The organism is Streptomyces sp. NPDC004609, assembly GCF_042873655.1.
GTDB lineage: Bacteria > Actinomycetota > Actinomycetes > Streptomycetales > Streptomycetaceae > Streptomyces.
Genome location: NZ_JBIALS010000002.1, coordinates 1 through 12,153 on the forward strand (window position 1 = coordinate 1; position 12,153 = coordinate 12,153).

11 protein-coding genes are annotated in these 12,153 nt (G+C 73.1%); 3 read left to right on the forward strand and 8 right to left on the reverse strand.

What is annotated here, in order from left to right:
- Window positions 1-91: 91 nt before the first annotated feature.
- The 5 genes from ACFYT4_RS01865 to ACFYT4_RS01885 form a co-directional block, all read right to left on the reverse strand.
- Window positions 92-529, reverse strand: coding sequence for an MmpS family transport accessory protein (locus ACFYT4_RS01865; RefSeq protein WP_389264273.1), 438 nt, complete (start codon window positions 527-529; stop codon window positions 92-94).
- A gap of 236 nt (window positions 530-765) precedes the next feature.
- Entirely contained in the window at window positions 766-1,224 is a 459-nt protein-coding gene (locus ACFYT4_RS01870) for a hypothetical protein (RefSeq protein WP_389264275.1), read from the reverse strand.
- 190 nt (window positions 1,225-1,414) lie between these two features.
- A complete protein-coding gene (locus tag ACFYT4_RS01875) occupies window positions 1,415-1,804 on the reverse strand; it encodes a hypothetical protein (RefSeq protein WP_389264276.1) in 390 nt (129 codons plus the stop codon).
- Complete coding sequence (locus ACFYT4_RS01880) at window positions 1,797-3,155, reverse strand: TIR domain-containing protein (protein WP_389264278.1); 1,359 nt, start codon at window positions 3,153-3,155, stop codon at window positions 1,797-1,799. The genes ACFYT4_RS01875 and ACFYT4_RS01880 overlap by 8 nt, the downstream gene beginning before the upstream one ends.
- A gap of 39 nt (window positions 3,156-3,194) precedes the next feature.
- Entirely contained in the window at window positions 3,195-4,016 is an 822-nt protein-coding gene (locus tag ACFYT4_RS01885) for a class I SAM-dependent methyltransferase (RefSeq protein WP_389264279.1), read from the reverse strand.
- Window positions 4,017-4,200: 184 nt separating this feature from the next.
- Between ACFYT4_RS01885 and fxsT the strand changes: the two genes are divergently transcribed.
- The gene (gene fxsT / locus ACFYT4_RS01890) at window positions 4,201-7,257 is read left to right on the forward strand and encodes an FxSxx-COOH system tetratricopeptide repeat protein (protein WP_389264281.1); all 3,057 of its coding nucleotides are present in this window, start codon (window positions 4,201-4,203) and stop codon (window positions 7,255-7,257) included.
- A gap of 680 nt (window positions 7,258-7,937) precedes the next feature.
- Window positions 7,938-9,293: an esterase-like activity of phytase family protein gene (locus tag ACFYT4_RS01895; RefSeq protein ID WP_389264283.1), complete on the forward strand. Its 1,356-nt coding sequence runs from the start codon at window positions 7,938-7,940 to the stop codon at window positions 9,291-9,293.
- A 194-nt stretch (window positions 9,294-9,487) separates the two neighbouring features.
- Here ACFYT4_RS01895 and ACFYT4_RS01900 read toward each other — a convergent pair whose 3' ends face one another.
- Window positions 9,488-9,994 (reverse strand): RICIN domain-containing protein, encoded by a 507-nt coding sequence (locus ACFYT4_RS01900; protein ID WP_389264285.1) that lies wholly within the window; start codon window positions 9,992-9,994, stop codon window positions 9,488-9,490.
- A gap of 333 nt (window positions 9,995-10,327) precedes the next feature.
- Between ACFYT4_RS01900 and ACFYT4_RS01905 the strand changes: the two genes are divergently transcribed.
- A complete protein-coding gene (locus ACFYT4_RS01905; protein ID WP_389264287.1) occupies window positions 10,328-10,504 on the forward strand; it encodes a hypothetical protein in 177 nt (58 codons plus the stop codon).
- Window positions 10,505-10,710: 206 nt separating this feature from the next.
- Here the strand turns inward: ACFYT4_RS01905 and ACFYT4_RS01910 are convergent, their stop codons facing one another.
- Together ACFYT4_RS01910 and ACFYT4_RS01915 are read right to left on the reverse strand one after the other, a co-directional pair.
- Entirely contained in the window at window positions 10,711-11,361 is a 651-nt protein-coding gene (locus ACFYT4_RS01910) for a LysE family translocator (RefSeq protein ID WP_389264289.1), read from the reverse strand.
- On the reverse strand, window positions 11,358-11,972 hold the full coding sequence (locus ACFYT4_RS01915; RefSeq protein ID WP_389264291.1) for a DinB family protein: 615 nt from the start codon (window positions 11,970-11,972) through the stop codon (window positions 11,358-11,360). Before ACFYT4_RS01915 ends, ACFYT4_RS01910 begins: the two co-directional genes overlap by 4 nt.
- Window positions 11,973-12,153: the final 181 nt, after the last annotated feature.

Here is a 12,153-nt window from a genome sequence, read left to right on the forward strand (position 1 = left end):
GTACGAGGGCGACCCTCCGCCTTGCGATTGCACGCACCGGACGCCGCAGGCCCCGCCCTCCGGGCGGACGGCGCTACTTTCGATACACGCCCTAGACGATCGGCGACACCGCCACACAGCCCCCGGCGGCGGCCAGGCCCGCGCCCGACTCCTCCGCGATCGCCTTGCCCTTGTAGATGATCTTGCAGGTGACCTTCGCGTCCGCGCCCGCGTCGAGCGCGATGGGCAACACCGACGGAGGAACGATCCCTCTCAGGGTGACCGTCTTCTTCCACGGCAGCGCCGGCTTGTCCACGGTCTCCATCGTCGGCTTGGTGGCGGTGCCGCCGGTGGCCGTGAACTGGATGGAGTCGACGCTCGTGCCCGTCACCTCGTAGGTGACCTCGTACGTTTCGTTGACCGCCTTGTCGACCTGGTCGACGGCCTCGTCCTTCGCCGCCTCGCTGACCTCGGAACAGCCGGCGAGGCCGAACACGAGGCCGGCCGCGGCCATGGCCGCCACGGTGGTGGAACGGATGGAACGGTGCATGAGCAACCCCCCGGATCTTGACAGTGGAGTCCGCAGACAACCGCAGGAGACCGACGGAAGTCAAACCGGTCCGACGACCACCACTTCGACTCAACCCCCAGGTCAGACGGGTGTGTCCCGGTACGTGACACACCATCCGTACCGCCGCGGGACCGGACGTCCGCCGGGGCCGGGACCCGGCCGGGGGTCCGTGTCCGGGCCGGATTCTGTGTCCGGGCGGGGGCAGGGCGGGCCGCTCAGAGGTTCTCGCACAGCCGCCGGGCCTCGCCCAGGTCCTTCTTCACCTTCGCGTCGAAGTCGAAGACCTGGGCGTGGCGGTCCTGCGACCGGCGTATCGCCTGGGCGAGCGGTTTGTACGCCGCGTCCCCCGCGGCCGCCGACGCGGAGAGGACCCCCGCCGCCGCGTAGCGGTTGAGGGCGATGTCGCCCCGTGCGCCCTTCACGAGGTACTCGGATTCGTCGAACCCGTCGAGCGCCCGGCAGGCGGCGCGCGCGTCTTCGGCAGCGCCGGGGTCGCCCGAGGGCGTGCCGCCGCCGTCACCGAGCGCCCAGGCCACACCCACGCCACCGCCTCCGAGGACCAGTCCCAGGATCAGCGCGCCGAGGAACGTGCCGGTGCGGCGGTTCACAGAGCCCGAGGCGGCGGGCGGTCCGTGCGGCGGAACGGGGGCGGGGTGGGGCTGCTCTGGCTGCATGCCGCCACGATAGTCAGACCGGTGACGCGACTCCCGTCCTAGGGGTCCGGAGTATCCGATGGTGCGTCACTTCCCGCCCCGGGCATGGGTGCGGATCGCGCCGTCGTCCAAGGGGTTCGGGCGCCCGCCGCCGGAACGCGGGCCTCGCGGGACCGCGCCGGGTACGGACGGCCGCCGTCCGTACCCGCGTTCAGTCCTCGTCCGGCGCGCCGTCGGGCTCGGGCGGGGAGTTGTCCAGGGCACCCAGAATCGCGACGATCTCCTCCGCCGAGGCGCCGGATGGCAGCGTGACGACCGTATCGCCGCGGCGCACGGTGATCGCCGCGGACGACGGCGGCCGCGTGGTGAACCAGCGGCGGACACTGTCCGCGAAGGCCGGGAGGGCGAGGACGCCGGAGAGCACGATGCCCAGGACCGCGAGGGAGTCGCCGAGGACTTCCGGATCCCGTGGAGACGTCTCCTGCGCCCAGTGGGTGGAGAGCAGACCGCGGAGCTGCGGGTCGCGGGAGAGCCAGCGCCGCAGCGCGGCCGGTGTCCCCGGTGCCGTACCGGTGACACGGAGTTCGAACCGCTCATCCATGGCTGTCCTTTCCCGTACGGGGCGGGGTCGCGGTCCCTCGGCGGACCGCGCGCGGAGCCGTCGGCCGGGGTGGGTCCGGGGGCGGTCCGGGTCCTCGGTGCCAGGGGTTGCCCATCAGCGGGATGCGGTCGCCCGCGTTCCGCGACTGGCGGTGGGGCAGGGGCCGCCCGTACCGGAGACAGATGCTCTTGGCCGCCTGGTACAGGCTCTCCGCGTCCAGGACCGGGCGCCCGAAGGGAATTCCGTGGGTGAGTACGGACAGCAGCGCACCGGTGAACGCGGTGTGCGGCTCGTCGGCCGGGGCGTGGGAGAGTTCCGTGGCCGCCGAGGAGGTCATCACGAAGCTGCCCTCGACGGCGGCCGGCGCCCCCGGCGGGCCTGCGAGGACGTCCAGGGCGGCGCCGCTGAAGCAGCAGTCGATCACCACGAGCCGCCGGGGCGCGGCGCATTCGGCGATGAGTGCGCGCACCTGGGCGAAGGGGAGGTGGCTGTGGGGTGTATGGGGGCGCGAGTCCGGGACGGAGAGCAGGAGTGTGCCGTCCGCCGGGTGCAGCGCGCCGTGGCCCGCGTAGTAGACGACGAGCGTGCCGTTGTGCAGTGAGGCGCGGTCGGCGGTGTCCTGGAGGGCGTCGAGGACGGCGCGCGGATCGCCGGGGTTGCGCAGGACCGTGCAGTGTTCGGTCCGCATCCCGGCGGCGAGCAGCCGCTCCCTCAGCTCCGTGAGGTTGCGGGCGATCGCGGGGACCTGCGGGAGCAGGTCGTAGGTGTCGACGCCCACCAGCAGGGCGGTGCCGTCGGACAGGTCGGCGGAGGCGGCCGGCGGCTCGTGCTGCGCGGCGAATCGGGCCGGCACCGGGCCGGTCGCACGCGTGGCCGCCCGGCCGGGCTCCGGCGAAGGGGCCGGTGCTGAGGCCGGTGCGGGGGCGACGGCCCGGGAGCGGCCGGGGAAGGGGCGGGGACCGTCGTCGGGCCGCTGTGGGTCGACGGCGTGCCGGAGGACTCGGCGGGCCTCGCCCTCGTCCAGTCCGGCGAGGGACGGCGCGACCAGCGCGCCGAGCACGGGCGGCCGTTCGGCGTCGTCGATCCGCAGGGGGATCAGCCGTTTCTGCGCGGCCAGCACCGACGTCCAGTGCAGGGTGGTGTCCCACAGGGGTTCGTAGTACGAGGCGGAGAAGACGGCGACGACCTCGCGCCGCTGGACGGCTCCGGCGATGTTCAGCAGGGTGTTGCTCCCGGCCTCCCAGTCGCGGGCCAGTTCGACGTCGTGTCCCGAGGCCCGCAGCTCCGCCACGATCCAGTCGGCCCAGACGGCGTCGCGGGGGTGGTGACTGACAAAGAACTCACGCCCCACGTCCCTCTCCCCCGGCAGACCCGCATCGCAGACGTGCGATTACCTCAGCATGCCCAGGAGACAGGTTTCGAGAACCAGTTGGCGCATCGTCCAGGTGACCGGCAGGTCCATCTCCCCCGCGGCGGCGGCGTCGAGGTGCTCCTGGAGCTCCATCAGCCAGGGGGTGCCGAAGGTCGCCGCGACATAGGGGTCCTCGCGCCAGACCCGCAGATTGAGACCGAACATACGGCCGACGCTGCGCGAGGAGGGCCGCACCGTCACCAGGGTGTCGTCCCTGCGGACGGTGCCCTCGGGGTCCGGCATACGGGCGAGGGTGCTGCCGATCTCCAGCCGCTGGCCGTTGTGCCTCAGCATGCTGTCGACGACCCGCTGGTAGTCCAGGGCCACGGGGTGCTCCGTGGTGACCCGGTCCACCTCGTCGAGCAACAGCCGCCCGCGGGGCGCCAGTTGGGCGCACCAATGCCGCACCACGTCGACGGGGTCGGTCAGATGCGACAGCAGCAGCCGGGCGTAGATCAGATCCGGGCTCAGCGCGAGCGGCAGCCGCGGCTCGGTGACGTCGTGCTGCTCGAAGCCGATCCGGGCGGGTGCATCGGCCGCCGCGAGGGAGAGGAACGCGGGCGAGCGGTCGAGACCGATGACCTGCTCGGCCGTGACGGTGCTGGCGATCAGCCGGGTCGAGTGGCCGGGGCCGCACCCGAGATCCACCGCGAGCCGTACGGGTCGTGGCGCGGACCGGTGCAGGAACGCGGCGCTGCTGGGCGCGAAGACGTCCGCGACGGTGGACAGCCGCCGGGCCGCGATGTCGGAATCGCCGAAAGTGTAGGCGGCGGGCTGGTGGTTCTTGTCACGATGGGCCATGCCGAAGGTGCCCCCGTATCATCACAGGCCGGTCGGTAACGACTCGGCGTCCATGGCTCCCCACGTTAGTGGTTCCGCACGGTGTGGGCAGCGTCCTTGAGGGGCATGGCCGGATGTTCCATTATTCCGGCCCGGTGCGTTCGACGCGTGCGCGGTACGGCGCTGAGGGAGAGGGGGCCCCGAGGTGGAGCAAGGCCCGGAGCGGCTGGATTTCTACATCAGTTATCACCCCGCCGATCGGGCGTGGGCGGAGTGGGCGGCGTGGCAGCTCGAACAGAACGGCTATCGCACCATGGTCCAGGACTGGGACCTGAGGCCCGGGGACAATCTCGTCGAGCGCAAGAACGACGCGCTCCAGCGCTGTCATCACACGCTCGCCGTGGTGACCTTCGCCTATCTGGCGAGTCCGGTGAGCCGTGACGAGTGGACGGCGGCCTTCCTCGGCGACTCGGGGAACGCGGACCGGCTGATCTGTCTGCGGGTGGAGGACTGCGAACTGCCGCTCGTGCTCCGCACGCGCCTGCATGTCGATCTCGCGGACTGCGACGAGGGGCAGGCCGTCACGGCCCTGCTGCGCGGGGTGGCCGAGCGCAGCGCGCGCCCGCACCGGGCGCCCGCCTTCCCGCGGGCCGCCCACCGGGCGCCCGAGGGGCCGCGCTTCCCGGCGGAGCCGCCGAAGATCTTCCGGGTGCCGCCGCGCAACCCCAACTTCACCGGCCGGCTCGGGACTCTGCGCCGTATCGCGGCACAGCTCGACGACTCGGCCACGGTGGTCCAGGCCGCCCTGCACGGTCTCGGCGGCATCGGCAAGACCCAGATCGCCATCGAGTACGCCCACCGCCACGCCACGTCCTACGACCTCGTGTGGTGGGTGGCCGCCGAGCAGCCCGCGGTGCTGGCGGCGGACCTCGCCGCTCTCGCCGGGGAACTCGGCATCGGAGTCGCGGGCGGTCAGCGCAGCCAGGTCGAGGCGCTGTTCGCCGCGCTGGCCCGGCTCGGACGTTGGCTGATCGTCTTCGACAACGCCGAGGAGCCGGAGGCGCTCTATCCCCTGCCCCAGGGCGGCCATGTGCTCGTGACCTCCAGGAATCCGAACTGGGGCGGCGTCGCCGCGCCCGTGCCCCTGGATGTGCTGACCCGTCAGGAGGCCATGATCTTCCTCGCGAAGCGCATCGCTGACAGCAGCGACGAGGACCGCGGGAAGCTGGCCACCCGGCTGGGCTGCCTTCCGCTGGCCCTGGAACAGGCCGCGGCCTTCGTGGAGGCCACCCAGATCACGGTCGCCGAGTATCTGGACCTGCTCGCGTCGAGCGCGGCGGACGCGTTTCCCACCAGGCCGCCCCTGGGCTACAGCCAGACGGTGGCCAACACCTGGATGCTCTCGCTGGACCGCATCCACGAGGAGTCCCAGGACGCGTACGATCTGCTGCTCTTCTGCTCGGTGCTGGCTCCCGACGGGGTTCCCCGCCGGATCCTGCGGGAGAGCGCGCCGTCGCTGCCCGTACCGCTGTCCGCGACGGTGTCCTCACCACCCCGCTACTACGCCGCCGTTCAGGCGCTGCGCCGCTTCTCCATGGTGAACGCCACCCCCGACTCGATCTCGATGCACCGGCTCGTCCAGTGGATCGTGCGCCGGCGCGCGGAGGGCTCGGACCGCCCGCCGACCGCCGTCGCCGGGGACGCGGTCACCTGGCTGCTCCAGGTCTTCCCCGTCGACAGCGGCGAGCCCCGGAGCATGACGGTGTGTGAGCGCCTGCTCCCGCATGTGCTGGCGGTGCGGCAGTTCGCCGCGCCGTACGGGGCCGCGGGCCGGGAGCTCGCGGTGCTGCTCGACCGGGCGGCCGTCTTTCTGCACGCCCGGGCCGATCTGGCGACCGCCAAGGACCTGTTCGAGGCCGCCTGCCGTATCTGGCGCGCCCCGGACCTGCGCCCTGAGTCCGGCCGGGAGGCGCATCTGCTGCGGACCCGCATCGGTTACGCCCGGCTGCTCCAGGACCTGGGCAGGACGGCACAGGCACGGCTCACCTTCGAGGAGGTGGAGGGCTCTTTGCGGGCGGACGGCCGGTCCCCCTCGCCGCTGTTGGTCACCACGCTCATCGACATGGGCCGCCTCTTACAGGAGGAGGGTGATCTGCGCGGTGCGAAGGAGCGCCTCACGGAGGCGCTGACCCACGCCCACGCCACCGACGTCCCCGTCGAGGTCCTGGCGAAGGCCCATGGCATCCTCGGCCGCGTCGAGCAGGACCAGGGCAACATCGGCCGGGCCCGCGACCGGTTCCGGCGCGCGCTCGTCCTCAGCACCGAGGCGTTCGGCGAGGGGGACAGCCGGGTCGCCCTGCGCCGCAACAGCCTCGCCGGGGCACTGCATCTCGGCGGTGAGACGGCCCGGGCGCGGGCGGAGCTGGAGACCGCGCTCGCGACCCTGGAGTCCGTCTACGGCGAGGACCACGACCGGACCGTGGCGGTCCGTATCAATCTGGGGGCCGCCCTGCATGTCCGGGGAGACCATCCCGCCGCGCGTGCGCAGTACGAGCAGGCGGCCTCTGTCTGTGCGCGGCTGGGGCTCGCCCAGGATCCGAGGGTCGCCATGATCCGTACGGGGCTGGGCAATCTGCTGCACGACGACGGCGACATCCCCCGGGCGCTCGTCCAGCACCGCGGAGCCCTGGCGGAGGGGCGTGACCTCTACGACGACTCGCACCCGCGGATGGTGGTGATCGCGTCCAACGCCGGTGCCTGCCTGGAACGCGCCGGGGACCTCGGTGCGTCGCGGGCCCTGCTGGACACGGCCCTGCGGAGCGCCACGCGTCTGTACGGCGCCGATCACCCGCGCGTGGCCGCGATCCGCAACGCCTGGGGGGTCCTGCTCGGGCGCGGTGACGATCCGGGCGCCGGCCGCGCGGAGTTGCTGCGGGCGCGGGAGACCACCGTACGGGTGTACGGCCGCGAGCACAGCCGGGCCGCCGTCATCGAGAACAATCTCGGCGTCCTGGCGTCCGCCGCCCCCGGGGAGGACGCCGGTGAGCACTTCGCGCGGGCGCTGGGGATCGCCCTCACCGCCTATGGCCCGGCGCACCCCCGGACGGCGGTGATCCGGGCGAACAGCGCCGTGTACGGGGGGCCGGAGGGCGCGGAACGGCCCGCCGCCCCGGCGAGCGGCGGCGACAGGCCGGGCCCGGCTCCGGTGCCGTTGTTCATCCCGCTCCACATCCATCAGCAGGCCACCACCATCGACCGCTGAGCGTGCCGCCCGCGCCCGGCACGCGGGGGCGTGGCGCGGGAGGGGTCTCGGGGGAGCGGCGCGGGCGTCCGGGCCGCCCGGGAGCCGGCTCCGCCCGCGGTGACGGAGCCGACTCCGGCGGGTACGGCTTGTACTGGCCCATCCGGAGACGTCCGGGAGTCAACCGCGTGATCTCGCTCACGTCTCCCGAGGGGACCGTCACGCCGTCCGGGAAGCCCCTGTCCGGTGAACTCTCGGGGAACGGGCCGTTGCCGGCGGCCGTCCCCGGGCCCCGCGGCGGTCGCCGCCGTCCCTCTCCGTGCCCGTCGTGCGCGGTGGCCCGCCGTGCGGAACGGCCGGGTCGGCGGGGTTCCGGGGGAGCCGTCGGCCCGTCTCACGGCCGTATACACACCCCTCGCCGAGCGGCGGGCCCGGTCCTCTGGCCCGAGCCCGCCGAAGCGTCGCGGGGAGCGTCCCCGCGCCGTCGCACAACGCCCGGATCACCCCGCCCCCAGATGAGAGATCGGGCCGAAACCGCCGGAACGGCCCCCACCGGTGGCGCGCGCAGGGCAGGGTTCTCCCGGGTGCGCGGCACGTCCCCCGGAGCGCTTTTCCCCCCACTGCTCCCCCGTGTCCGCAGGGAACCTCCGGTTCCCGTACGCCCGTTGGTACCGAACCGCCTGACCCCACCAGGAGGCCCGATGTCCCCCCACGTTCGTCTTCCGCAACCGCTGCGCCGGTCCATCACCCTGGGCGTACCGGTCGCCTGTGTCGTGGCCATGGCCGTGGCCGCGACCGCCACGGGCACCACCACCCCCGCGAAGACCGCCCAGCCGCGGGTGGTGAGCTCCGCCGTGCTCGACGAGATCCCCCTGGCCCGGTTCAGCAACTCGCTGATCCCGGGGTCGGTCGACAACGACCGGGGTGTCCATCTGGGCGCCGGCAGCGACATGTACCCGACCAGCCGTCCCAACGAGTTCTGGGCACTGACCGACCGGGGCCCCAACGGGCTGATCACCGTCGACGGTGTCAAGCGCCGGACCTTCCCCGTACCGGGGTTCAACCCGGCGATCGTCCGGGTCCGGGTCACCGGTCAGCGGGTACGGGTGATCCGGGCGATGCCCGTCACCACGAGGTCCGGGAAGCCGGTCACCGGTCTGCCGAACCAGCGGTCCCGGGACGAGGCCCCCTTCAGCTACGACGCGAAGGTCCCGCTCGCCTTCGATCCGAACGGCCTCGACACCGAGGGCATGGTCCGGGCCGAGGACGGCACGTTCTGGCTCGTCGACGAGTACGGACCCTCGCTGGTGCACGTTTCCGCCCGTGGCCGGGTGCTGACGCGCTATGTGCCCGAGGGGCTGAACCTGCGGGGCACGGACTACCCGGTCGTCGAGGCGCTGCCGTCGATCCTGCTCCAGCGCAAGCAGAACCGCGGCCTGGAAGCGCTGACCCTGCTGCCCGGCGGGGATCTGGTGATGGCGTTGCAGAGCCCGCTGCTGGTGCCGGACGCGGCTGCGGGCGAGGCGTCGCGCAATGTACGGCTGCTGCGGTTCTCGCCCGAGGACCAGGAGGTGACGGCGGAGTACTCGTACCGGTTCGACCCGGTGGACGTCGTCGATCCCGCACAGACCGATCCCTCGGAGCTGAAGCTCTCCGCGCTCGTCGCCGTCGGCGAGAACACCGTGCTGGTGCAGGAGCGCACGGACAGGACGTCACGACTGCACCGTGTGAGGCTGCCCCGGGGCAGCGGCATCCTCGGCAGCCGCTGGGACGATCCGCGGACCTCACCGAGTCTGGAGCAGATCGAGGACCTCCCGGGGGCGGGCGTACCCGTGCTGGCCAAGGAACTGGTCGTCGATCTCGGCAAGGTCCCGGGCGTGCCCGGGAAGATCGAGGGTGTGGCGGCCGTCGGCCGCGACACCCTGGCGCTGATCAACGACAACGACTTCGGGATGACGGACGGCCCCGGAGCCTTCGACGACCGGGGCAGGCTGGTGGACAGCGGTCTCAACACCGGCATCACCCATGTGAAGCTGCCGCGTCCTCTGCGCGGCTGACGTCCTGCGGCCGTGGTCCGGCAGGCCGGGTCGCGGCGCACGGGTGTCCCGCCGCACCCGGGACGTGCCACCGGCCGGGGAGCCGGTGGCACGTCCCGGGGAGGGCCGACGGTGTCCCGTGGCGAGGCGCGGGACACCGGCGGCGGCCGGTTCGGGAACGGCGGGCCGTCAGCGGGGAGCGGCCCGCCGCCGGGTCACCTCCAGTTCTGGTTCTCCGCGCCGGCCGAGCACGGCAGGGCGATCAGCCGCTTGTGCTCCCCGGGGTCCACGATGCACGCGCCGGTCGCCTTGTTCTGGAAGGCGATGCCGCCGCCCGGCATCGGCAGGATGGTCCACCGCTGGTAGTTCTGCCCGTTGCAGGGCCAGGTGCGCAGCCCCTCACGGCTGTCGTCCAGACACCGGGAGGTGTCCACGTTGACGATCTGGCGCGTGCCGTCCGCGTGCCGGGTGGGGACCCACTTCTGGTGCTTGTTGTCGAGGCAGTGGTAGCCGCGCAGTCCTCCGCCGTCGCTGTCGTCCATGCACAGGCCCGTGTGCACGTTGCGGTAGGTCTGCTCCCCCTCGGCGCGCTGCGGTGCGTTGGACGGTGCAGACGGTCCGGCGACCGCGGTGACGCCGGGGGCGACGGCGCCGAGGGCGGCGAGCGCCAGGGCCGGGACCAGTGTGCGTGCGGCGATCCGCCGGATACGGGAGTTGTTCATGTCGACCTCCGGGTCGGTTCGGTGACGCTGTGGTGCGTCTGCTCCGATGTTCGGCAGGCCGCCCGGGGCGGGAACAGGGTTTCCCTGTCGTCCGGTTGAAGGGGAAACAGGGAAACAGCGCGGGGACACCGCGGTGGCGGCGCGCGGCTGCAAGGCCCCGGGCCGTTTCCCGGGCCCGAGCGCGGGCACGCCCGGGGACGGCGCTCCCCTCCGGTGCGCGCGCCGTAGCGCACTCCGCGGGGTCCCGGTGCGCGCAGGCGGTGTCCGCCGTGCCCGGGCCGACCGGAGCAACGCCGTATGGTCGCCGGCCGTACCTCCCGGAAGCCTGATCGCATGAAGCGAATCCGCCCGGCCCGGTTCACGGCCGTGCTGCTGTGCTGCCTCCTCGCCTTCACGGGCTCCGGAACCGCCGCCGGGGCCGGTGCGCCCGCGTCGCCGCACGACCCCGTGCGCGCCCTCGACCACCTCGCCCGTCCGCTGCGGTCCACCGGGCCCTCGGGCGCGCTGTGACGAACTGCGCCCGTTCGGCCGCACGGTGGGGACGGAACCGGGGACCCGGCCCCGGAGTACGGGGTCGCGCTGAGGCGGTCCGCGGACATCCTCGTCCAACTGCACCGGGTCCGGGCGGCCGAACGGCTCCCCCGCCTCGCCTGAGCGCCCGGCCTCCTCGGTACGGTGTGCGGCCGGGGGCGCCCCGCCCGTGGTCCCCGGCCGGGTCAGCCGGCGGCCTTGGCGGGTGCCGAGGTGTCGGCGGCCAGGGAGACGGCCAGCCCGCCGAGCACCGTCCCCATCACATAGCGCTGGACCCTGAGCCAGGTCGGGCGGCGGGTGAGGAAGACCGCGATGGTTCCGGCCGCGAGCACGATGGCCGCGTTGACGGCGACGCTCACGGCGATCTGGACGGAGCCCAGCACGAAGCCCTGGAGCAGGACATGGCCCGCGTCGAGGTCGACGAACTGCGGGACGAGCGACAGATACATGATGGCGATCTTGGGGTTGAGCAGATTGGTCATCAGCCCCATGGTGAAGAGTCTGCGCGGGGAGTCGTGCGGAATGTCCCGGGCGGCGAAGACGGAGACACCGCCGGGCCTCAGCGCGTTCCACGCGAGGTAGGCGAGGTAGGCGGCGCCGGCCAGCTTGACGGCGGCGTAGAGCTGGGGGACGGCGGTGAAGACGACCGACAGACCGAGGTTCGCGGCCAGCAGGTAGACCATGAACCCGAGGACGACACCGCCGAGCGAGATGAATCCGGCACGCCGTCCCTGGGTGATGCTGCGGGAGACCAGATAGATCATGTTCGGCCCGGGGGTCAGCACCATCCCGAGGGCGATCGCCGTGACACCGAGTACCGCGCTCCCTTCGGTCATGACGGTACCTCCGCGGCTCCCGGCGTCCCGTGTCCGGGCCCGGTGCCTCTCGGCCCGGTGTCCGCCCCGCGTCCGCGGCCGGCGCGGGTCACCTCCCCGAGGTCGTGGACGATGTCGTGGAGGAAGTGGCCGGTGAAGAAGGCGACGGTGAGCCGGGGGTCGGTGAACCGGGGGTCGGCGCGGTCCCAGTCCCCGGCGCTCAGCGACGCGAAGCGGCGGGCCAGGGACTCGGCGGCGCGGCCCAGTTCCCCCGCGACCCGCCGGGGGTCCTCGTCGCGGTAGAGCCCGGGAACGTCCGGGGAGCCGCCCTGCTCACCGGGTGCCGGCGCCGAAGAGGCGGTGCCGAGGGTGGCGTCCAGCCGCTGGTGGAACAGGAGGCACATGTCCCGGACATGGCAGCCGTGTTCCAGGGGCGACCACGCGAGCGGGCCGGTGCGGCGCCGGGTGACCTGGGGGTCGGTCAGAACCCGCCGCCACCGCCCCGCGTACTCCCGGAGCAGTCCGGCCGCCCGTTCACCGCCGGAGTGAACCGAGGGGAAATTGCACTGATTGCACCGAGGTGAGGAAAAGAAGAGCCCCCGTTCCACGGGAATCGGCACGGTCGCACCCATCACTCCACGGCCCCTCTCCGCCCGCACAACCCGGTCCGTACGCCTGGCCGGTACGGTCCCCCGTGCCCACGCCTGCCCCTGAAGGCATCGCGGCGCCCGTACGCCACGCCGGCCGCCCGGACCGGAACCGAGGCAGTGCCGAGCGTAGGCCACCTCCCTGCCTCGGCGCAATATCGGACAT

What these genes read in the sequence shown, in the direction of transcription:
- ACFYT4_RS01865 (WP_389264273.1), bottom strand. Translation starts at nt 529, where the DNA reads ATGCACCGTTCCATCCGTTCCACCACCGTGGCGGCCATGGCCGCGGCC.
- ACFYT4_RS01870 (WP_389264275.1), bottom strand. Translation starts at nt 1,224, where the DNA reads ATGCAGCCAGAGCAGCCCCACCCCGCCCCCGTTCCGCCGCACGGACCG.
- ACFYT4_RS01875 (WP_389264276.1), bottom strand. Translation starts at nt 1,804, where the DNA reads ATGGATGAGCGGTTCGAACTCCGTGTCACCGGTACGGCACCGGGGACA.
- ACFYT4_RS01885 (WP_389264279.1), bottom strand. Translation starts at nt 4,016, where the DNA reads ATGGCCCATCGTGACAAGAACCACCAGCCCGCCGCCTACACTTTCGGC.
- ACFYT4_RS01895 (WP_389264283.1), top strand. Translation starts at nt 7,938, where the DNA reads ATGTCCCCCCACGTTCGTCTTCCGCAACCGCTGCGCCGGTCCATCACC.
- ACFYT4_RS01900 (WP_389264285.1), bottom strand. Translation starts at nt 9,994, where the DNA reads ATGAACAACTCCCGTATCCGGCGGATCGCCGCACGCACACTGGTCCCG.
- ACFYT4_RS01905 (WP_389264287.1), top strand. Translation starts at nt 10,328, where the DNA reads ATGAAGCGAATCCGCCCGGCCCGGTTCACGGCCGTGCTGCTGTGCTGC.
- ACFYT4_RS01910 (WP_389264289.1), bottom strand. Translation starts at nt 11,361, where the DNA reads ATGACCGAAGGGAGCGCGGTACTCGGTGTCACGGCGATCGCCCTCGGG.
- ACFYT4_RS01915 (WP_389264291.1), bottom strand. Translation starts at nt 11,972, where the DNA reads ATGGGTGCGACCGTGCCGATTCCCGTGGAACGGGGGCTCTTCTTTTCC.